Raw genomic sequence first — 20,339 nt, 5'->3', positions numbered from 1 at the left:
TTATTTATTTAATTGCTTTTTTAAAGTATCAATTATCTGTGTCGTGGCATTTTTATTTGTTATTTTTTCTTTTAATTGTAGCCATTTACGCTTCCAAAAGCGCTTTTTAACTTTTTTAGTCCCTGATGCTGCACTAATATCACTATCAAAACCAAGATCTTGTTCGATGTAATATGGCATTAAAGAATACACAGCAACTTTTGTTTCCCAAACATGCTGAAGATCTGTATCGACAGGTCGAGCAAACTGTTCAGTTGCTGCAAGTAAAGTTTTAGCCCCTTCGTAGCTAATTGCTTGAGCACAGCATCCCGTCATGGCTTTTTTGTGTACAACTAACTCAAATTTCTCATTGACCGAATGGGAAAAAGCAATGGGGCGAGTTCTGTTTTCGTAAGCAGCAAGTTTGAGCAATTGCCAATCAACGGGGAGGCACTCAATTGTCGCAAACACATCACTTAGGTCACCGACTAATCGAAAGTCATCTTCCATTACTATCGCGTAGGGATGTTTGTTATCAACAATGGCTTGCCATGCTTTTCTATGGCTCATATAGCAGCCTATCTCGCCTTTGCTCAAAGGCCTATAAAATAGTTGCTTATTGAGCATAGGTTGATAATTTTTAATTAAGTCTATATCACTGAGCGTTTTACCATAAACTCCTGATATCCTCTCAAACGTGAGACCTTGTTCTTTCAACCTTGCGCTACTTTTATCTAACCGATCTGTACTTTGGTCTAAATTGATTAAATAAATAGGAGGTTGTGTATTCATGATTCGTCGCTCTTTATATGACAGTTATCGGCATGGATTGTCGCAATTCGCAGTAACCCTAAATAATTGAGAGGGGCGCCGTTAGCTTCCGAGAAGGTTCCTTTGCTCAAAACAGATAGCCTAACTAAACGAGTTGCTATAAAAGCAAGCATAAAACCTTGAATATAAATAAACATTAAACGTTTTACCAAGGAACTTGCGATTAAGCGACAAGCATACCACGGTAAAACGTAAAGGCTAGTATCAGCTTGGTTTATGGCGGCTTTCTAAACAATCAACAACCTCTTTTAAACTGCTGTCGCTGCGCTGTAATAAAACCAATAAGTGATAAAGTAAGTCTGCTGACTCGTTGATCAGCTCTTCTTTGTCCTGCTTCATGGCTGCAAGCGCAACTTCAACGCCTTCCTCGCCGACTTTTTGGCAGCTTCTGCTGATGTCTTTGGCAAATAAGGATGCTGTGTAACTGCTATTAGGGTCATCATTTTTACGGGCAATGATGACTTGCTCTAATTGAGCTAAAAAGCTAGTAGCGGGTTTCGCGTCGGCAAAACAGCTTTGCGTCCCTAAGTGACATGTTGGCCCTTCGGGTAAGGCGAGGATTAAAATCGAGTCTTGATCGCAATCAGTGTGTGCGCTTATCAGCTTTAATACATTGTTAGACGCTTCTCCTTTAGTCCAAAGTCTTTCTTTAGAGCGAGAATAAAAAGTAACAAGTTGTTTTTCAAATGTTGCAGCAATCGCTTCTTCATTCATAAAGCCTTGCATTAGTATCTGACCCGTAGCAGCATCTTGCACAATAGCTGGCATCATCGGGCTTTTTTCAAAATCAAGTTGTGATAGGTTATCTGGAGTTAATTGCATAATCGCACCGCCACTTGTTGTTCGTTTAAATACGTTTTTAGTTCACCAATATCAATAATGTTTTTATGAAAAACACTCGCGGCAAGCGCTCCATCAACCTGACTTTGCTTGAATACATCGGCAAAATCTTGCATGTTGCCAGCACCTCCCGAAGCGATTAATGGAATGTCGCACATGCGTCTGATCAGGCTAAGTTGCGCGTTATCATAGCCTTTTCGAACCCCATCTTGGTTCATGCAGTTAAGCACGATTTCCCCAGCGCCAAGCTCTTGCACCATTTCGACCCATTGCTGGGTTTTATAGCGAGTACGACTCGATGCATTGGGATCTCCGGTAAGTTGATAAACAAGGTAATCACCTGTATTTTCATCGTAAAAGCTATCTATGCCAACCACCACGCACTGCTTACCAAATTCATCGTGCAGTTCTTTAATTAGTTGCGGTCTTGCAATGGCTGGGCTGTTAATACTGATTTTGTCAGCGCCTTGCTCTAACACTTTTGCAGCATCAGCCACGGATTTAATGCCGCCGGCAACGCAAAACGGGATATCAATGTGTTTGGCGATGTTACTGACCCAATCCACATCTAGTAAGCGTTTTTCAACACTGGCGCTTATTTCATAAAAGACTAACTCGTCAGCACCCGCTTGGCTATATAGTTGCGCGAGTTCAAGAATATCTCCAACAACTTCATGGCCTTTAAATTTTACCCCTTTAACAACTTGGCCATTTTTAACATCTAAACAAGGAATTATGCGTTTTGATAACATGCCAACGCCTCCTCAACTGTGAATACTCCATCAAGTAGAGATTTGCCTAAAATGACTCCGCCTACGCCTATACGACTCAGTTTTTCAATGTCTTCTAAAGAGCTGACGCCTCCAGATGCTTGAACTTTAATTTGCGTATTATGTGCTACTAATTGCTCGTAGAGTTTAAAAGAGGGACCAGTCATGGTGCCATCTTTACTGATGTCCGTGCATAGAAAGTCAACCACACCCAGAGCATAATAAAAGTCTACTAACTCAAATAAGTTGTCTTGGCCACCCGCCAGCCAGCCATGTGTCGCGGTTGCCCAACCTGTTTCGGTCTGGTTGACATCAAGTGCAATCACAAACCGCTCAGCACCAAATTCTTGTATCCACATTGCGACCTCTTGCTGTTTGTCAACAGCCATCGAGCCGATAACAACTTGGTTTGCACCGGCTTCAAGCCATTGCTTTACATCATCAAAGCTGCGAATACCGCCACCAACTTGATAAGGCACATTCAAAGCTTTGGTGGCGGCTTGAATTTGTAACCACTGTTTTTTTTGTGGGTCGCGTGCACCTTCTAAATCAACTAAATGCAGTTTTTGTGCGCCACTGTTTTGATATTTTTGTAGTCTCTGCCCAAGTTCATAAGGATAAAATTGAGCGGTGTCATATTTGCCTTGATAAAGACGTACGATTTGATTTTGTAATACATCAAGTGCTGGAATGATCATGTGTATCCTTAGGGCAATTGCCAATCGATAAAGTTTTGTAACAGCTGCGCGCCAACTTTAGCACTGCGCTCCGGGTGAAATTGCATACCCGCATAGTTGTCTTTTGCAACAATGGCAGAAAATGCACTGCCATATTCTCCTTGCGCCAATGTTGCTTCGTTTGGCGTATGCGCAAAGCTGTGTACAAAGTACACTTGTTGTTGTGCGCTAAGTCCTTTTGTCAGTGGATGTGGTTTTACTTCACATAAATTGTTCCAACCCATGTGAGGGGAAGTAAGCTCGCCTACTTCTAATAGCCCTACGTTGCCAGGGATCATGCCTAAACACGAAACATCCCCTTCATCGGTATGCTCACAAAGCAGTTGCATACCTAAACAAATTCCCATAAGCGGCTTGTCGTACTCGGCTATTGCTTGTTGCCAACCACCTTGCTTTAAACGCTCCATGGCAACTTTGGCATGACCAACACCGGGTAAAATCGCGCGGTCAAAATGAGCAAGCTGAGCAGGGTCTGTTATCACTTCTGGGGTTACGCCTAAACGCTCAAATGCGAAGCGTACGGAGTTTATGTTGGCACAGCCGGTGTTAATTATGGCAATCATAAGCACCCCTTAGAGCTTGCGGTTTGCTGCTGTAAGTCTTGCGCAATTGCCATTCTGAGCGCACGCGCAAATGCCTTAAACAAGCCTTCAACTTGATGGTGACAATTACCATCGGTCACTGAGAGGATCAAACTTACTTGGGCATTATCCGCAAGCGATTTGAAAAAGTGCTCAACCATTTGCACATCTAAGTCGCCGACCTTTTCGCGACTAAAGTTGGCATTGAGTACAAAGGAGGCACGGCCTGATAAATCAAGCTGACACTCGGCTTTACACTCATCCATAGGAAGCGCGAAACCATAACGTGCTATTTGTGATTTGGTGCCTAAAGCACGCTTTAATACTTGCCCAAGCGCTATGCCAACATCTTCCACTAGGTGGTGTTCGTCAATATGCAGATCGCCACTGGCTTTGATGTTTAACCCGATATTAGCGTGGGTACGAATTTGATCTAACATGTGATCAAAAAAGCCAAGTCCGGTATTTATTTCGCCATTGGCGTTTTGATCCAAATTAGCACTGACGCAAATTTGTGTTTCTTTTGTATTTCGAGTTACGCAAGCAGTGCGGTTTTGTGTAGTCAGCTGTGTAACAATGGCTGGCCAATCTCCGTCATATAATATGCCCTGAATACATAAATTTTCAGCAAGGCCGATGTCGGTTTGGCGGTCACCAATCACATAAGAGCGCTCTAAATCCACTTTACCTGAGCGCATCAGCTCGGTGAGTAGGCCTGTTTTGGGTTTTCTACACTGGCAATTGTCTTCATTAAAGTGCGGGCAAATTAATACCTCATCAAATTTAATCCCTTGACTGGTAAAAATTTCCATCATCTTATTTTGTGCGATATCAAAATCAGCAATCGGAAAGCTATTGGTGCCTAAACCATCTTGGTTAGATACCATAACTAATTTATATCCAGCTGCTTGCAGCTGTAAAAGTGCCGGGATCACGTTGGGCAAGAGTACCAGCTTTTCAAGACTATCAACTTGCTTGTCGGTAATCGGCTCGTCAATCAAAGTGCCATCACGGTCTATAAATAAATAGGGGTTACTCATGGTTGTTCCTTTAAAGCTTGCTGCCAAGTGTTTCAAGCCACAGCTTCACTTGTTCTAGTTCTTGTTCATTACCAATTGATATTCTCAGCCAATTATCTTGCTCGCATAGGGTGAACGGGCGCATGATAAGGCCACCTTTCATGGCTTTGTCTATATCGGCTTTGTTTTTGAGTTGCGCGGTAACAAAGTTACCTTGTCCGTTCAAAACTTTGCTTACAGCGGGCGATGACTCTAGCCATTGCATCAGTATTACTTTGGCACGATTTAAAATCGTCACTTGCCTGCGCATTTGGGTAATTGCATCACTTTGCAGTGCTTGTTCGGCTATTGTTGCAACAACTCTAGATACGGGATAAGGGGCAATTACTTTGCGCACTGGCGCTAACAACGCTGTGTTAGCCAACATAAAGCCTGTTCTGAGCCCTGCTAATGCAAAGGCTTTCGATAAAGTGCGCAAAACCACGATATTAGCAAATTCCTGTAATAGGGTAGTGGCGGTTTGCTGCGGACAAAACTCTATATAGGCCTCGTCTACCACGACAATTGCTTTGTTTTCTAGTGCGTTAGCGATTGCAGATATTTTATTCAGTGGCGTTAGGCTGCCAGTAGGGTTATTGGGGTTACAAATAAATACTAATTTGCTGTTCCCAACCGCTGTAATAATCTGCTCAACACTCCCTTCAAGTAATAGCTCTTGAGTTAAAGCGTTAATGGCAACATTGTGGCTATCAGCAGTTACCTTATACATGCCGTACGTAGGCATAAATAACGCAATGCTGTCTTTGCCGCTTGCGCAGTAAGTGCGTACTAAAAGTTCAATACCTTCATCCGCTCCGCGGGTCATCAGCACTTGTTCAGCGCCAAGTCCTGCGTATTGCGCATAAGCGTTGATAACGTTTTCAGGTTGCGGATCAGGGTAGCGGTTTAAATCAGACAAGCTCAATTCAAACGTTTTTGTATAAGGGCTTTCGTTGGCGTTCAACCACGTTGAGCCAGTAAGCTTTTGGCTTTTTGCCGAACTATACGCGGCCAGCGCATTGATATTGTCGGGAAGAATATTGTTTGGAAATACTTGCTTAGTCATTGTTCATCGCCTCTAGACGAATTTTTACGGCATTAGCGTGTGCATCTAATCCTTCAGCGTCGGCTAAAGGCACAATTGCACTGCTTAAGTTTTTAAGGCCTTGAGCTGTAATGCTTTGCACGGTATAGGTGCGATAAAAGTCTAATAAATTTAGGCTAGAATAGACTTTTGAGTAGCCATATGTAGGTAACACGTGGTTAGTCCCAGACGCATAATCCCCAGCAGATTCTGGTGTATAATCACCAACAAACACAGAGCCTGCGTTTTTAACTAGCGGTAGGTATGGGGTGGCATCAGCAAGTTGTAAAATCAAATGCTCTGGCCCGTACTGCGCTGAGATATCAAAAGCTTGCTCGAGTGAGTTAACTAATATCAGCGCACTGTTGTTCATAGCTGCTTGCGCAATATCACGTCGGGTTAGCGCTTGTAGCTGTGCATCAAGCGCGCGCTGTGTTTGCTCAATGATGGCTTCGCTATTACATAGTAAAATAACCTGAGAGTCGCTACCGTGCTCGGCTTGTGACAACAAGTCTGCTGCAATAAATTCAGGGTTAGCACGCTCATCGGCAATAATAAGCACCTCAGATGGGCCCGCTGGCATATCAATCGCAAAGCCTGTTTGCGATTGACTTAGCAGCTGCTTTGCCATGGTAACGTAGCTGTTTCCAGGGCCAAAAACCTTGTTTACTTTAGGCACACTTTGCGTGCCAAGCGCCATCGCCGCAATTGCACCAGCACCACCACTTTCTATCACCGTAGTAATACCGCATAGTTTGGCAGCATATAAAATGGCAGGTGATATACGGCTTTCGCCATTAACCGGTGTGCATAAAACCACAGTTTTTGCACCACTTAGCTGCGCGCATACCCCTTGCATTAATACTGAAGAAGGCAAAGGCGCGCTGCCTCCAGGCACATATAATCCTATCGCATCGATCGCTTGATATTTCAGTTCACACTCAACGCCCGGGCTGGTGGTGAGTTTAATGTCTTTTGGCTGCTGTGCTTGGTGAAAGGCTTTTACGTTTGCATAAGCCTGTTCGATTGCTTTTTTAAGCTCTGTACTGAGCTGCGCTGCGCTGTTATCGATTTCATCTTGTGGCACAACCAAGCGCGGGTTCACTCTTTTATCGAATAGTTCAGCATATTTTAGTAGGGCAGCGTCCCCCTCAGACGCAACTTCTTCTATTATTTTCAGTACGCTGTTTTCGACTGTTTTACTGGCCATAACCGCAGGGCGTGTGAGTAACGCTTGCTGGGTTTGGGGTGTTTCCTCATTCCAACGGATCACGGGGATTACTCCATCATCTTTTCAATTGGCATCACAAGAATTGAGTTTGCACCCAAAGCTTTTAACTCTTCCATTGTTTCCCAAAACAAGGTTTCGGTGCTGACCATGTGCAAAGCAACATATTCGTCACTGCCTGCAAGCGCTAACAAAGTTGGCTGACCCGTGCCTGGCAGCAATTCGCAAATTTCATCGAGTTTATCTTTTGGCGCATGCAGCATGATGTATTTACTTTCTTTGGCTTGTCTTACACCTTTTAAACGCGGCATAAGTTTGTTAATAAGCGCTAGCTTGTCACTGTCGGCTAGGTTGGGATTTTGAATCAAGCAGGCGTTTGATTCCAAAATGGTGTCGCCTTGCATTAAGCCGTTTGCCTCTAATGTCGCCCCCGTTGATACCAAATCACAAATAGCATCTGCAAGGCCCGCGCGCGGTGCTACTTCAACCGAACCTGTGAGCATTACCGCGCTGGCATTGATGTTTTCTCTTTGTAGATATTGCTTTAAGATTTCTGGGTAGGTAGTAGCGATGCGCTTGCCTTCAAACCAAGACTTATCTTGCGGACCAAGCTCTTGAGGCCATGCCAATGCTAGGCGACAGTAACCGAAATCTAACTTCGAAAGCTTAATAACTTCTGCGTTTTGTGTACCACCGGCGCGCTCTGCTTGTGCTTCGACCAATACGTTTTCACCAACAATACCTAAATCGCAAACGCCATCCATAACCAGACCTGGAATATCGTCATCTCGAACTCTTAAAACGTCGATAGGCATATTGGTTGAGTGGGCAATAAGGCGCTGCTCACGAAGGTTGAGTTTTACCCCCAGCTGTTTGAGCAAGTTTTGGCAATCTTTTGATAAGCGCCCTGATTTTTGTATTGCGATTCTTAATCTATTGCTGTTCATAATCTATTTTCCTTAGTTTTAAAAACAAAAAACCCCGAGGCGGAACCTCGGGGCGAAAATAAACTAAATTTTGTGCTGCTCGCCGGAGGTTCCTTTAAGGGAATAACCCACCAGCGAAATACCTGACAGGTTATCCCGTTGAATGATGGTGATGATGTACTGCTGTCAGTGTATTGAACATGGTTAACTCGTTAAATATTCGTTATGCTGTGTTTGTATATCTAGAAAAACACAGAAAGGTAAAAGTGTGCAAGCACTTTTTCGTGATTTCTAAAGAATATCTTATAACTGCCGATAATATAGGTAGATTTTACAAGGCGAGGGCATTGATTATGGATGCACTAAAACCATTCCTAACTAATATTGTGAGGTTAGAAGTAGAGCACAAGCCAATGTTTTACATTGCTGGTGTAAAAGATGGATTAGTTTCGAAAGTGAAGTTGCGCCGTGAGGTACTAGAGCAACAGCGCAAAAAGCTAAAAGAGCAAGAAATGGCTGAGCAACAAAAAAACGCAAAGAGTAAAGATCAAGAAGAAGACGACGAAACACATTTAGATACTTGGGCATGATGCACTTTTAACAACGCTGTTTTCTTGCCCTAGTGTACTTTACTCATTACAATCAGCCCAAACTTTCTAACTAAGCTGTATCTTGTCGATTCAACACGTTTTTTCACAGCAAGGGCCACTTGCTCAACACTTTAATGGTTATACACCAAGGCAGCCACAAATCGAAATGGCTCTAGCAATAGAGAAAACCATTGCCGATAATGGCCAGTGTGTTGTTGAGGCTGGAACGGGCACAGGTAAGACGTTTGCTTATTTAGCTCCTTTGTTATTAAGCAAGCAAAAGTCGATTATTTCCACAGGCTCAAAAGCATTACAAGAGCAGCTTTATCACCGCGATTTACCCACATTACAAAAAGCACTGAAAGTCGGTAAAACCACAGCTTTACTTAAAGGAAGGGCTAACTACCTGTGTACCTATCGGTTGTCACAGCATGTTGCGCATGTACCTAGCGATGACCCAGATATAATGCACCAACTTGCAATGGTTGCTAAGTTTGCCACCGAAACAGACAGTGGCGATTTGGCTGACTGTATAGGTATTGAAGAAGACGCTAAAGTTTTACCCTATGTAAACTCAACTGCAGACAACTGCTTAGGTAAAGACTGCCCAGACTTTCAAAGTTGCTACATCCGAAAAGCCCGATTAAAAGCGATGGAAGCTGACTTAGTAGTGATAAATCATCACTTGTTTTTTGCTGATATGGCAGTCAAAGACTCTGGCTTTGCAGAGCTAATGCCAACGGCTGATAACTATGTATTTGACGAAGCTCATCAGTTACCTCAAATTGCCAGTGATTACTTTGGTGAATCATTTAGTACTAAGCAACTTGGCGACCTGATCAACGACATTCGACTCATATATCGCTCAGATATCCCGGATATGTTGCAACTCGGTAAAACGTTAAATAAGCTTGAAACCAGTGTTGCAGATCTAAGAATTTCCTTTGGAGTAGAGGGGGGGCGTGGTGACTGGCGTGCCGCTTTAGCAAGCAAACAAGTCTGTGATGCGTTGCACAGGGTGATCAGTGATCTGGATTTTTTATACCAAGTGCTTAAAACTTGTTTAGATCGCAGCGACAAAATAGAACACCCATTTGAAAGAGTACTCAAATTTAAAGGGCAGCTGGAGCGTGCATTCGATGTTTCGCAGACAGGTTTCAGTTATTGGTTTGAAACCACACGACGCTATATTTCTATTCACATTACGCCCTTGGATGTATCGGGTAAGTTTCAAGAAATAGTTGAAAAAACCAAATCGAGTTTCGTTTTTACCTCAGCTACTTTATCTGTTGATGATTCGTTGGCGCATTTTAACGCCAGCCTTGGGCTTACGCCCTCACATCAAAGCATTGTGGTAAGTCCGTTTGATTACCAGCAACAAGCATTGTTATGTTTACCTCGTTATTTACCAGAAAGTCGTGACGATTTAATGCCACATACTTTGGTCAAAATTGCCAAACAACTTATTAGTGCCGCAAAAGGTCGCACGTTTTTATTGTTCACTAGCTATCGCGTTATGCATCTGGTATTTGAAGGCTTAAGTACAGCGCTTGAATATCCGGTATTTATGCAAGGGCAGTCATCAAAACGCATTATTTTGGAGCAGTTTGTGCGCCATGGTAATGCAGTGTTACTAGGAACAGCATCCTTTTGGGAGGGGGTTGACGTACGAGGTGATACGCTTAGTTGTGTTATGATAGATAAACTGCCTTTTACTTCGCCAGATGACCCGCTTTTGCAAGCAAGAATGAACGACGCTGAAATGCAGGGTAAAGAGCCATTTTCTACAATTCAATTACCGCAAGCGGTGATTAGCTTAAAGCAAGGGGTAGGGCGTCTTATTCGAGATAATTCAGACAAAGGTGTACTGGTTATTTGCGATAATCGCTTAGTTACGCGAAAATACGGGCAAACATTTTTGAAAAGCTTACCTGCGATGAAGCGGACTCGCTGTTTGGAAACCGCAACTAAATTTCTTGAGAATATAAAATAATATGAAACACAACTTGTTAGCAATTGACGCTTCAACAGAGGCGCTCAGTTTAGCACTTCACTACAATGACCAAACTTATCGTCACTTTGAAGTCTGTCCGCAACAACATAGTCAAAAAATCCTCCCTGAGATAGAGCGATTATTATCCAAAGCAAATTGTCAGCTTAGCGACCTAGATGGCATTGTGTTTGGTAGAGGTCCTGGTAGTTTTACCGGAGTGCGCATTAGTGTGGCGATAGCTCAGGGGCTCGCGTTCTCATCAAATTTGAAGTTGGTTGGAGTTTCAACTTTAGAAGCGATGGCATTACAAGCGGTACGTCAATGTAATGTCTCACAAGTGCTAAGCGGAATTGATGCACGCATGGGTGAAATTTATCTAGCACACTATCAGGTTTCAAGCGATGGCACTGTGGCCGTTGTTGAAGATGAGATTGTTTGTGCGCCTGAGGATGTAAAGTGCTTTGAGCCCCAAATTGCTGCGGTAGGGAGCGCATGGCAAGCTTACCCTGAGTTGGTCAAAAGTAACAACCTTGATGTACAAGAAGCCATTACATTACCTGATGCGTTTTACATGCTTGAGCTTGGTGACCTAGCATTTAGCAAAGGGTTATCTGTTGATGCAGCGAGTGCTCAACCGCACTATGTTAGGGATACGGTAACTTGGAAAAAGTTGCCAGGTCGAGAATAATCTTATATTTTTATAAGAGTAGCTACATCGGTGCAGACAATGAAAACACAGCTAATTGTACAAAGCCAACATACTTATCAGCTTAAACCAGCAATTAAAAAGCTAGATGCTGAGCAACAGTCTGCGCCAAAACCCACCGAACAAACAAGCTTTGTAAAAAGCTCTGATAAAGGCATTGAACTCGCCAAAAAGCTACAAAGCGAATTTAAGTCAACTATTTATGACCAGCCAAGTTTTAACAATAGCAAGGCGATCAGTTCCTACATGGCGATTAATAACCAACAGCGCAGAGATGAGGTACAAAGCCTTATCGGTGTGAATGTGTTTGCTTGATGAATTGAAAATTATTCAATCCTACTCACTTCTCTATAGTTGTATCCTTTTCTAAACTTAGTGATGTTACTAAGGAAAAGTGAGTATCAGCTTGTCAAATTTAATCATAAACAGGTTTAATCAGGTAGCGCTGAAAGTATCATCCAATACGGTGATTTTTTCTCTTCGTGAAGGTTACATTGCGTTAATACCGTTTTTTATTGTGGCGTCACTTATAACATTGCTAAATCAGTGGCTCGATATTGGTAGTAGCAGTAATCATAAGTATTTTAATGACTTCAATGCATTGGTTTGGGGCCTGTTCCCGTTATTTAGCTTGATCTCATTTTCATACCATTTGTCAAAAAACCTAAATATTCACTCGATTGCCTCACCGATCATAGTGGTTATCTGCTTTGCCACTGTGACAGGGTACATATCCATAGAAAATAACACGATTGCGATAAACCATACTCAAGGGGTTTTTTACGCGATACTAATGCCCATTTTTTGCTGTTACTTGTTACATCAATTAAGTAAGTTAGATTTTTTAAAGATAGTTAACGTCAGTTCGATCAGCCTGTTCCTCAGAAAGCATATTAACCTTATTTTTCCCTACTTAGTTGTGACCAGTGTAACGTTATTTGTTTTTCCGTATATTAATCATGTTGGGATATGGTTATACGATAATTTGTTGCATGTTCATTTTGAACTAACAGGCTTAGGTAAGCTGTACTTTCAGCTCATATCAACTCACTTGTTGTGGTTTTTTGGTGTACACGGAGACAATACATTTCATATTCTGGCGCCGCTTGAGTTGTCACATTATGTCCTAGAGCCAGATATTGTTATCTACCAGTTTTTCACTTCATTTGTTTTATTAGGTGGCACAGGTTGCGTATGGGGAATTATCATCGCAAGCTTTTTCATAAAAGAGGCGCATCATGAGCAGCATATTGCCAAGCTCTCATTGCCATTGGCGGTTTTTAATATTAGCGAAGTAATGATCTATGCATTACCTATTGTTTTTAACCCTTTTATTTTAATCCCATTTTTATTAGCACCAGCGCTCAATGCCATCGTATCGTACCTGTGTATCTATTTCGATGTTTTTAGTATGTCAAATGAGGTGAATGTACCTTGGTTCACTCCGATTTTTATTAATGCTTGGATGCTGACTGAAAGTTATATTGCTGTGCTTATACAAGGTATATTAGTTTTACTCAATGCTGCTATCTACTATCCATTTTTAAAGGCTTGCCAAAAGAATAGTATGCCCGGTAAGGCGCTAGAAATGTTAGTAAAAAGATACTCCGCGGGGAGAGAAATCGAAAGTAAAGCGGAGAGCATTTTTGCGGTCCATCATGGCGAATTCCAGTTAGAGCATGATTGTTTGAAGCAAGTTACGGATGCACTTAATCGTGGCGCGTTGGTGCTGCACTACCAGCCAAAAATTAATCTACAAAGCGGTGAAATTGACGGTTTTGAAGCGTTGATCAGGTTAAGGTTACCTAATGGGCATGTAGAAGGACCCTGGTTTCTCAACACCTTAGCTAGACATAACTTGCTAGAAGTAATAGATAATTTTGTTATTGACCAGCTTGAGGTAGATTTAGAATCATTCAAAAAAGCGGGAGCGGTGCCAAAAATTAGTTTTAATATGTCTCCAGATAACCTGCTCAATGGTGGCTATAAGCGAGTCATAAAAGCGTTTTCTAAATACCAGAATCAAGTTGAGGTAGAGCTATTAGAGTCGGTATATATTGAAGATTTTAAATCAACAATAGGGATAGTCGAGTTACTTAAAAGCAACCATATAAACTGCGCAATGGATGATTTTGGTACAGGGTATTCATGTTTGTCAGTATTATCAAAGCTGAACATCGATACCATTAAACTTGATCGAAGTCTGTTGCCAGACCCTAGCAATACAAAGTCTAAAACGCTGTATCTTCATCTTGCGCAATTGTGCAAGCAACTTGGTTTTAAGACGGTCGCTGAAGGTGTAGAAACTACAGAACAAGAGCTGATAGTGAAACAGGCCAACATCGATTTAGTTCAAGGCTTTTTATATTACCAAGCAATGCCAGTTGAGGAGGCCATAAAACTACTGGGAAATACCCAAAAAGTAGTTGTTTAGTCTGGCCTCTCAACATTTAAAAGCGTACTAGTTTTGTATGAACGAAATTAACTTATCTGCAATTGCAGTATTGTCTTGTGAGCCAATAAATTGTTCAGCCCCTTTTCCGTGCGCAAAGACTTGTACATCAATGGCTGTATGACCTCCCGTTGTCCAGCCAGTAAAACTTGCGTCACTGATTATTTTGGTAATTGCTTGCGCAAGTGCTTTATCTCCTTGTCCTTTGGCTTGTTCGAGCAATAGCTTGGTTGGCTTATCAAACGGTAACGCTGTTGATGTGGTCCATATCTCTTTTAAGTTATCTGACTCTAGCATTTTTTTGGTCATTACTTGCACGGATGACTTTATACCTTTAATGATGCTGCTTTCCCAGCGGTATTGACCATTAGCACCTAACGTTAAACCGCCAGTGGAATGGTCAGCAGTGACGACTAAAAGTGTGTCAGGGTTGTTATCAACGTACTGTTTAGCTGCCTTGATCGAGTTAGCAAAGTCGTGCATTTCTGCCATTGCACACGCAATGTCGTTGGCATGGCCACACCAATCAATCTGACTGCCTTCGATCATTACAAAAAAGCCTTTTTCGTTTTTCTTCTCTAACAGAGACAATGCTTTTTTAGTCATTTTTTCTAGGCGATCAGGGTTTTCATCAATTGCGAACGCAAGTCCGACTGGTGCAAATAGACCCAGAGCAGGTAACGAGGTTAGCGAGTCTATGGTATTTAAGCTGTCGCTGTAGCGATAACCCATTGCTTTAAACTCTTCTACTAAGTTCCTATATTCCCGAGAAAAATATTTAGTCCCTCCGCCAAGTAATAGATCGACAGGTAACTTACCAGCGATTTTGTTGTCGATATAGTCATCAGCAATTTCATCGTAATTACGGCGCGATTCATTATGAGCTGCGAAGCTTGCAGGCGTTGCGTGATTAATTTGAGAAGTAGCAACAAGCGCAGTTGTCATCCCTTTGAGTTTCGCAATTTCAAGCATGGTTGTTAGTGACTTTTTGTGGGTATCTACCGCGATTGCACCATTATAGCTTTTGCTACCGGTGCTGAGTGCAGTTGCACCTGCTGCACTATCAGTAACCACTGTGTCATCATCAGGGTAAGTATGTGCCATGCCCACTAATATAGAATCAAATACGGTTGGTTCGACAACTTTTGTATCTTTATTATCTGTGTAATAACGATAGGCAGTTGTATACGCTGGGCCCATTCCGTCACCAATCATATAAATTACATTTTTTGGCGATGATTGCGCTAATGCATAGCTGCTTGTTAGCCCAAGTGCGAATGTGCTTGCCATTAGGGCTTTAGAAAAACAAGTATGCTTGTTGCTAAATAAGCTTCGAGGCTTTTTCATTATTGGTGTCCTTATAGTTCCCATGTGTTTTTGATCATATTACTTATTGTTGATCGTACTAAAGGTGCAGCTGAATTTTAGACTACTTTTATTGTTCTAATATTAGGCCTGTGTTGATACAACAAGGTTTTTGGTTGCGATTATATACGCTTAAGTTGTAGCCTAAGATGATAAAGTAATTGCACGTAACAACCAACGAGATTTATGTGACTAGAGTAAAAAACGCGATAGATAGACTAAAACAACTAGGAATAGCAGCTCAAATATTTGGTGAAGGACCAGAGGTTGTGATTTGCGTTCATGGCTGGCTTGATAACAGTAATAGTTTTCAACCTATGCTCTGTAAAATTGATGCAAAATACACCTATATTGCGATTGACCTTAAAGGTCATGGTCAGTCGCAATGGCGTTCTAGCGATGCGCATTATTATTTTGTGGACTATGTGTACGACTTGCTCAAAGTAATTGATGTGTTGCAGGTGACTCAATGTCATCTAATTGGACATTCACTAGGTGCAATGGTTTGTGGCTTGTTCAGTGCATTATATCCAGAGCGCATCAAAAGCTTAGTGATGATAGAAGGGATAGGCTTAGTTTGTACGGAACCTGATGGCATAAAGCAGCAAATGTTAGATTCTTTTGAGCAAAGAAATGTCACGGGCAAGTTTAAAAAGCGGCTTTACTCGAGTTTTGATGCTCTGATCACCGCACGAAGTCTTGCTGGAGATATAACTAAAAAAGATGCCGCGCTTTTAATGAGTAGAAATACTCAAAAAGTAGAAGGCGGTTATTACTTAACCACCGATCCGCGGCTTAAAACTCAGTCAGGGTTTCGATTTGCCAAAGCCCAAGCCTTGGCGGCTTTAAAAGATATAACCGTGCCCAGTTTATTGATAATCGGCGATGCGGGGTATGATTTCGTGAAGCAAAATTGCAGTATATTTAAAAGTAATTTCAATGTATTAGAAGTAAAAGAAATACCAGGGGGACATCATTGCCATATGGATAGCCCACAGCAGTGTATTATGTTAGTTGAACAGCATATGAATAGAAATACCTTAACCTAATTGTATATTTTCATTAAATATGGGAATATCCTCGGATTAGAGTATTTGCTCAATTGTTAAAGCGCCTTATATCGATTAAGGTTAAGTATCAAAAAAATAACTAAAACACAGGAGCTAAGAGTGGAAAAAATCTGGCTAAAGCGCTACCCAGAGGGGATGCCTGAAACGATTGATCCAGAACATTACAACTCGTTGCTTGAATTGTTTGACAAAAGTTTTACTGAATATGCGTCGCTTCCTGCTTATACCAATATGGGAAAGACGTTAACTTATAAACAAGTTGATGAAAAAACAAAAGCCATCGCAAGCTATCTGCAAAATACGTTGAAGCTTGGTAAGGGTGACAAAGTAGCGGTGATGATGCCTAATTTATTGCAAACGCCATTAGCAATATTAGGGGTTTTAAGAGCGGGTTGTACAGTGGTTAATGTAAACCCGCTTTATACGGTAAGAGAACTTGAGCATCAGCTTAATGACTCTGAAACCAAAGCAATTTTCATCCTTGCTAATTTTGCACAAACACTACAAAAAGCGTTACCGAAAACTCAGGTTAAACACATCGTACTAACCGAGCTTGGTGATATGATGGGTGGTGTTAAAAAGCACCTCGTTAATTTTGTTGTTAAACACATCAAAAAAATGGTGCCGTCATTTTCACTACCCAATCCAATATCTTTTAAAGAGGTGGTAGGTGCCAATCCAAATGGTTATAAAGTACCCGATATAAATCTAAGTGATTTAGCGTTCTTGCAATACACCGGTGGCACAACGGGTGTATCAAAAGGTGCTATGCTGACTCATGGCAATATGGTTGGTAATTTAGAGCAAGTGTCTGGCTGTTTGGATAAAGTGTTAGACAGTGGCAAAGAGGTGGTTGTAACGGCGTTACCGCTCTATCACATCTTCGCACTAACCGCTAACTGCTTAACTTTTATGAAGTATGGCGGGCAAAATATTTTGATCACCAACCCAAGGGATATGCCCGCATTTGTTAAAGAGCTGGCTAAATACCCATTTACAGCTATTACAGGTGTCAATACGTTGTTTAACGGCTTACTAAATACCCCTGGCTTCGATGAACTAGATTTCTCAAATCTAAAAATGTCGTTAGGCGGTGGTATGGCTGTGCAACGTCCGGTTGCTGAGCGTTGGCAAAAAGTGACTAAAAGTAAGCTCATGGAAGGTTATGGACTAACAGAATGCGCGCCGCTTGTTACTATTTGCCCCTACGATCTAGATGGCTACAATGGGTCAATTGGTTTACCTGCACCAAGCACAGAACTAAAAATTATTTTAGAAAACGGCGAAGAGGCAGGCAAAGGGGAAGCAGGCGAGTTATGTGTTAAAGGTCCGCAAGTAATGGCTGGCTACTACAATCGTCCAGATGCGACGGCTGAATGCTTAAAAGACGGTTGGTTTGCTACAGGCGATATTGCAACCTACGATGATGAAGGGTTCTTTTATATCGTTGATCGTAAAAAAGACATGATTATTGTATCTGGCTTTAATGTTTTTCCTAACGAAGTAGAGGAGGTGGTTGCAATGCACGAGGGCGTGCTTGAAGTTGCTGCCGTTGGTGTACCTCACGACGTAAGTGGCGAACAAGTAAAAGTATTTGTTGTTAAAAAAGACCCTTCTTTAACAGAAAAGGATATAATCAAGCATTGTCGCGATAATTTGACTAATTATAAGGTACCTAAGTTGGTGGAGTTCAAAGATGAACTGCCCAAAACGAACGTAGGAAAAATCTTACGTAGGGCCTTAAAAGAATAGAAAAACGCCGGCATTAGCCGGCTTTTTTTTTGCAAAAATATGTCTAGGAGACGCAGTGCAGTACCAAGTTATTCAATCCCAAAAAGAGCTAAACGAGTTTGTTGTAAAAATATCAGATGTCCAGGTGGTAGCACTAGACACCGAGTTCATGCGTCGTCGTACTCTATACCCTGAAGTTGCCTTGATCCAAGTATTTGCAGCAGAGCAACTTGCTTTGATAGATCCGCTTTTGGAATTGGACTTTGAGCCACTATGGGATGTTTTTAAAAACCCCCAGATTCTTAAGGTATTGCACTCTCCATCAGAAGATATTGAAGTCTTCCAAAAGTTTGCGGGCTTTGTGCCCAGCCCAATGTTCGATACTCAGTTTGCATTACAAGTGCTAGGCGAAGGTAACTGTGTTGGTTTCGCAAATATGGTTAAAACCATATTAGGTGTTGAAATAGACAAAAGTGAATCTAGAACTAATTGGTTACAACGACCACTTACGCAAAGTCAGTTAGATTACGCGGCTTCTGATGTTTTTTATTTAATGCCGTGTTTTGAGCACATTTTTAAATTAATTAACGAACGCGAGTTAGTAGATATCGTTATCAGTGAAAGTGAGCTCATCGCGTCTAAACGCGCTTTTATTGTGCCAGACGAACAAGTTTATTTAGATGTGAAAAACGCGTGGCAGCTAAAACCAAGAGACCTAGCAGTATTAAAAGAGCTGGCTGCATGGCGACGCGCTAAAGCACATCGAAAGAACTTAGCGCTCAGCTTTATTTTAAAAGAACATAACATGGTCGAGGTTGCCAAACGTAGACCTACCTCATTAAACGGTTTGCGAAATGTACCAGGCATCGAAGCGATGGAAGTTAACCGTTCAGGTAAAGAGATTTTGGCCTGTATAGAAAAGGGTAAAGCCATTGTTGAAGGACAATGCCCTAAGAAACTGCTGAGATTAATTGATTACCCCGACTATAAAAAAGCGGCAAAACAACTGACTTTACAAATTAAGCAAATTGCACAAGACAATGATATTCCAGCTGATGTGCTCGCATCTAAAAAACAAATTAACCAGCTGATCAGTTGGAGCTGGAAAAAAACCGCAGATGAACGTGCAAGTTTACTGAAACCAGATTTACTGCAGCCTTGGCGTTACGAATTGGTCAAAGAAGTGCTTGCAGAGTGGGATGTGTAGCTGATTATTTGTAGTGAGTGTGATTTTTTGCTTTAAGTATAAAGTATCTACCTGCTGGCACTAAGTTAGCGTTGTTAGCAGGTAGATTTACTGTATGTCATCTAGTTATTTAGACTCTTTGTCGTCGTCAGGTAAGGTGACATTTAACTCCAATACCGCTAAATCATCTTCATTTTGCTCAAACTGTACGTTTACGGCATCCGAGTCAACTTTCACATATTTACGGATCACATCCAAAATATCCTGTTTTAGTTGCGGCAAATAATCGGGCGTACCACGTTTTGAACGTTCATGCGCAACAATGATCTGCAAGCGCTCTTTGGCAAGCGAGGCGCTACTTTTTTTCTCTGAGCGGAAATAGTCTAGTAATGACACGTTAACCTCCAAAAATCCGTTTTAGAATGCCCTTTTTCTCTACATTAAGAAAACGGAAATCAACAACTTCACCTAACAGGCGGTTAATAGCATCGTTGTATGCTTGGCCTGCATCTGACTCACTATCAAGCACAACAGGTTGACCTGAATTTGATGCATTCAGTACAGCAGTAGACTCTGGGATAACACCAAGTAAGTCGATGGCCAAAATATCCTGAACATCTTCAACTGATAGCATTTCGCCCGCTTCAACACGACTTGGGTTATATCGGGTTAGTAATAGGTGTTCTTTGACTGGTTCTAGACCTTTTTCGGCGCGTTGTGATTTACTTTGTAATATGCCTAAGATCCTATCAGAATCTCGAACAGAAGATACTTCAGGGTTAGTTGTGACGATTGCTTCATCTGCAAAGTACAGAGCCATCATCGCACCGGCTTCAATACCTGCAGGTGAGTCGCAAATAATAAAGTCAAAGCTATCTCTCATTTCGTTAAGAACGCGCTCTACACCTTCTCGCGTGAGTGCGTCTTTATCACGTGTTTGTGAGGCCGGTAAAATAAATAGCTTGTCCACACGCTTGTCTTTGATAAGCGCTTGGTTAAGATTTGCCTCACCATTTATTACGTTGACAAAATCATAGACCACACGACGCTCACAGCCCATGATTAAATCTAAATTACGAAGGCCAATATCAAAATCGATGATGGCTGTTTTATAGCCTTTAAGTGCAAGGCCTGTACCAATAGCTGCGCTAGACGTAGTTTTGCCTACACCGCCTTTACCTGAAGTTACGACAATAATTTTTGCCATGTGAT

Annotated in this window: 20 protein-coding genes; 8 read left to right on the top strand and 12 right to left on the bottom strand. The window is 41.8% G+C overall.

The window, feature by feature from the left end; genetic code table 11:
- The 9 genes from GDK41_RS17255 to hisG all read right to left on the bottom strand — a co-directional run bounded on the left by GDK41_RS17255 (position 1) and on the right by hisG (position 8,058).
- The gene (locus tag GDK41_RS17255) at positions 1 to 771 is read right to left on the bottom strand and encodes a glycosyltransferase family 25 protein (RefSeq protein WP_152087722.1); all 771 of its coding nucleotides are present in this window, start codon (positions 769 to 771) and stop codon (positions 1 to 3) included.
- Positions 772 to 1,014: 243 nt separating this feature from the next.
- Complete coding sequence (hisIE, locus tag GDK41_RS17250) at positions 1,015 to 1,632, bottom strand: bifunctional phosphoribosyl-AMP cyclohydrolase/phosphoribosyl-ATP diphosphatase HisIE (protein ID WP_152087721.1); 618 nt, start codon at positions 1,630 to 1,632, stop codon at positions 1,015 to 1,017.
- On the bottom strand, positions 1,623 to 2,402 hold the full coding sequence (gene hisF, locus GDK41_RS17245) for an imidazole glycerol phosphate synthase subunit HisF (protein ID WP_152087720.1): 780 nt from the start codon (positions 2,400 to 2,402) through the stop codon (positions 1,623 to 1,625). The genes hisIE and hisF overlap by 10 nt, the downstream gene beginning before the upstream one ends.
- Positions 2,384 to 3,118, bottom strand: coding sequence for a 1-(5-phosphoribosyl)-5-[(5-phosphoribosylamino)methylideneamino] imidazole-4-carboxamide isomerase (locus GDK41_RS17240; protein WP_152087719.1), 735 nt, complete (start codon positions 3,116 to 3,118; stop codon positions 2,384 to 2,386). The genes hisF and GDK41_RS17240 overlap by 19 nt, the downstream gene beginning before the upstream one ends.
- An 8-nt stretch (positions 3,119 to 3,126) precedes the next feature.
- Positions 3,127 to 3,720 carry an imidazole glycerol phosphate synthase subunit HisH gene (hisH, locus tag GDK41_RS17235; protein WP_152087718.1) on the bottom strand — a complete coding sequence of 198 codons (594 nt, stop codon included), beginning with the start codon at positions 3,718 to 3,720 and terminating at the stop codon, positions 3,127 to 3,129.
- On the bottom strand, positions 3,717 to 4,778 hold the full coding sequence (gene hisB / locus GDK41_RS17230; protein ID WP_152087717.1) for a bifunctional histidinol-phosphatase/imidazoleglycerol-phosphate dehydratase HisB: 1,062 nt from the start codon (positions 4,776 to 4,778) through the stop codon (positions 3,717 to 3,719). Before hisB ends, hisH begins: the two co-directional genes overlap by 4 nt.
- Before the next feature lie 10 nt (positions 4,779 to 4,788).
- Positions 4,789 to 5,862 carry a histidinol-phosphate transaminase gene (gene hisC / locus GDK41_RS17225; protein WP_152087716.1) on the bottom strand — a complete coding sequence of 358 codons (1,074 nt, stop codon included), beginning with the start codon at positions 5,860 to 5,862 and terminating at the stop codon, positions 4,789 to 4,791.
- Positions 5,855 to 7,153: a histidinol dehydrogenase gene (hisD, locus tag GDK41_RS17220; RefSeq protein WP_152087715.1), complete on the bottom strand. Its 1,299-nt coding sequence runs from the start codon at positions 7,151 to 7,153 to the stop codon at positions 5,855 to 5,857. The genes hisC and hisD overlap by 8 nt, the downstream gene beginning before the upstream one ends.
- A gap of 5 nt (positions 7,154 to 7,158) precedes the next feature.
- Positions 7,159 to 8,058: an ATP phosphoribosyltransferase gene (hisG, locus tag GDK41_RS17215; protein WP_152087714.1), complete on the bottom strand. Its 900-nt coding sequence runs from the start codon at positions 8,056 to 8,058 to the stop codon at positions 7,159 to 7,161.
- 329 nt (positions 8,059 to 8,387) lie between these two features.
- On the opposite strand from hisG, the gene GDK41_RS17210 reads away from it, so the two are divergent.
- From GDK41_RS17210 to GDK41_RS17190, 5 genes are all read left to right on the top strand, one after another.
- The gene (locus GDK41_RS17210; protein ID WP_152087713.1) at positions 8,388 to 8,624 is read left to right on the top strand and encodes a hypothetical protein; all 237 of its coding nucleotides are present in this window, start codon (positions 8,388 to 8,390) and stop codon (positions 8,622 to 8,624) included.
- A 166-nt stretch (positions 8,625 to 8,790) separates the two neighbouring features.
- Positions 8,791 to 10,617, top strand: coding sequence for an ATP-dependent DNA helicase (locus GDK41_RS17205; protein ID WP_232056616.1), 1,827 nt, complete (start codon positions 8,791 to 8,793; stop codon positions 10,615 to 10,617).
- A 1-nt stretch (position 10,618) separates the two neighbouring features.
- Positions 10,619 to 11,305 (top strand): tRNA (adenosine(37)-N6)-threonylcarbamoyltransferase complex dimerization subunit type 1 TsaB, encoded by a 687-nt coding sequence (gene tsaB / locus GDK41_RS17200; RefSeq protein WP_152087711.1) that lies wholly within the window; start codon positions 10,619 to 10,621, stop codon positions 11,303 to 11,305.
- A 39-nt stretch (positions 11,306 to 11,344) separates the two neighbouring features.
- Complete coding sequence (locus tag GDK41_RS17195; protein ID WP_152087710.1) at positions 11,345 to 11,638, top strand: hypothetical protein; 294 nt, start codon at positions 11,345 to 11,347, stop codon at positions 11,636 to 11,638.
- A 91-nt stretch (positions 11,639 to 11,729) separates the two neighbouring features.
- Positions 11,730 to 13,757: an EAL domain-containing protein gene (locus tag GDK41_RS17190; RefSeq protein WP_232056599.1), complete on the top strand. Its 2,028-nt coding sequence runs from the start codon at positions 11,730 to 11,732 to the stop codon at positions 13,755 to 13,757.
- A 27-nt stretch (positions 13,758 to 13,784) separates the two neighbouring features.
- On the opposite strand, the gene GDK41_RS17185 is transcribed toward GDK41_RS17190, so the two are convergent.
- A complete protein-coding gene (locus GDK41_RS17185; protein WP_152088269.1) occupies positions 13,785 to 15,065 on the bottom strand; it encodes an alkaline phosphatase in 1,281 nt (426 codons plus the stop codon).
- A 263-nt stretch (positions 15,066 to 15,328) separates the two neighbouring features.
- Here GDK41_RS17185 and GDK41_RS17180 point away from each other — a divergent pair, with 263 nt between their 5' ends.
- From GDK41_RS17180 to rnd, 3 genes are all read left to right on the top strand, one after another.
- Positions 15,329 to 16,189 carry an alpha/beta fold hydrolase gene (locus GDK41_RS17180; protein ID WP_172971666.1) on the top strand — a complete coding sequence of 287 codons (861 nt, stop codon included), beginning with the start codon at positions 15,329 to 15,331 and terminating at the stop codon, positions 16,187 to 16,189.
- A 120-nt stretch (positions 16,190 to 16,309) separates the two neighbouring features.
- Positions 16,310 to 17,962: a long-chain-fatty-acid--CoA ligase FadD gene (gene fadD / locus GDK41_RS17175; RefSeq protein ID WP_152087708.1), complete on the top strand. Its 1,653-nt coding sequence runs from the start codon at positions 16,310 to 16,312 to the stop codon at positions 17,960 to 17,962.
- A gap of 55 nt (positions 17,963 to 18,017) precedes the next feature.
- Positions 18,018 to 19,148, top strand: a complete 1,131-nt coding sequence (gene rnd / locus GDK41_RS17170; protein ID WP_152087707.1) for a ribonuclease D — start codon at positions 18,018 to 18,020, stop codon at positions 19,146 to 19,148.
- Positions 19,149 to 19,253: 105 nt separating this feature from the next.
- On the opposite strand, the gene minE is transcribed toward rnd, so the two are convergent.
- Together minE and minD are read right to left on the bottom strand one after the other, a co-directional pair.
- Positions 19,254 to 19,523: a cell division topological specificity factor MinE gene (gene minE, locus GDK41_RS17165; protein WP_070982931.1), complete on the bottom strand. Its 270-nt coding sequence runs from the start codon at positions 19,521 to 19,523 to the stop codon at positions 19,254 to 19,256.
- 1 nt (position 19,524) lies between these two features.
- A complete protein-coding gene (minD, locus tag GDK41_RS17160) occupies positions 19,525 to 20,334 on the bottom strand; it encodes a septum site-determining protein MinD (RefSeq protein WP_152087706.1) in 810 nt (269 codons plus the stop codon).
- Positions 20,335 to 20,339: the final 5 nt, after the last annotated feature.

The sequence above is a fragment of the Pseudoalteromonas sp. A25 genome (assembly GCF_009176705.1).
GTDB lineage: Bacteria > Pseudomonadota > Gammaproteobacteria > Enterobacterales > Alteromonadaceae > Pseudoalteromonas.
Note: the sequence above shows the minus strand (reverse complement) of the source record. Positions and strands in the feature narration are given on the sequence as shown.

Coding starts and splice junctions, on each gene's coding strand:
- GDK41_RS17255 (WP_152087722.1), bottom strand. CDS start 771: ATGAATACACAACCTCCTATTTATTTAATCAATTTAGACCAAAGTACA.
- hisIE (WP_152087721.1), bottom strand. CDS start 1,632: ATGCAATTAACTCCAGATAACCTATCACAACTTGATTTTGAAAAAAGC.
- hisF (WP_152087720.1), bottom strand. CDS start 2,402: ATGTTATCAAAACGCATAATTCCTTGTTTAGATGTTAAAAATGGCCAA.
- GDK41_RS17240 (WP_152087719.1), bottom strand. CDS start 3,118: ATGATCATTCCAGCACTTGATGTATTACAAAATCAAATCGTACGTCTT.
- hisH (WP_152087718.1), bottom strand. CDS start 3,720: ATGATTGCCATAATTAACACCGGCTGTGCCAACATAAACTCCGTACGC.
- hisB (WP_152087717.1), bottom strand. CDS start 4,778: ATGAGTAACCCCTATTTATTTATAGACCGTGATGGCACTTTGATTGAC.
- hisC (WP_152087716.1), bottom strand. CDS start 5,862: ATGACTAAGCAAGTATTTCCAAACAATATTCTTCCCGACAATATCAAT.
- GDK41_RS17210 (WP_152087713.1), top strand. CDS start 8,388: ATGGATGCACTAAAACCATTCCTAACTAATATTGTGAGGTTAGAAGTA.
- GDK41_RS17205 (WP_232056616.1), top strand. CDS start 8,791: ATGGCTCTAGCAATAGAGAAAACCATTGCCGATAATGGCCAGTGTGTT.
- tsaB (WP_152087711.1), top strand. CDS start 10,619: ATGAAACACAACTTGTTAGCAATTGACGCTTCAACAGAGGCGCTCAGT.
- GDK41_RS17195 (WP_152087710.1), top strand. CDS start 11,345: ATGAAAACACAGCTAATTGTACAAAGCCAACATACTTATCAGCTTAAA.
- GDK41_RS17185 (WP_152088269.1), bottom strand. CDS start 15,065: ATGGCAAGCACATTCGCACTTGGGCTAACAAGCAGCTATGCATTAGCG.
- minD (WP_152087706.1), bottom strand. CDS start 20,334: ATGGCAAAAATTATTGTCGTAACTTCAGGTAAAGGCGGTGTAGGCAAA.